Annotated in this window: 1 protein-coding gene; it reads left to right on the top strand. The window is 71.8% G+C overall.

From position 1 onward, the window contains the following. The coding region (locus SB771_RS37190; protein ID WP_410722305.1) for a GDYXXLXY domain-containing protein at positions 1 to 234 on the top strand (234 nt) is incomplete at both ends.

The raw sequence follows: 234 nt of genomic DNA on the forward strand, positions 1-234 counted from the left end.
TTGGCGCCGGTCGACCCGCGCTCGCTGATGCAGGGCGACTACATGGCGCTCAACTTCGCCGCCGGGCGCGAAGTCACCCGGCTGCGGCTGGGCGGCGAGCGCCAGGACACGGAGGACTCCGTCATGGGCGGAGCGTCCGACGGCTACGTCATGCTGACGGGCGATTCGCGCGGCGTGTACCAGCCCGTGCGCATTCAGACCGACGCCAGGCCGCATGGCGACGGCGAAGTGCCG

This window comes from Burkholderia sp. SIMBA_051 (genome assembly GCF_046534915.1).
Lineage (GTDB): Bacteria > Pseudomonadota > Gammaproteobacteria > Burkholderiales > Burkholderiaceae > Burkholderia > Burkholderia ambifaria.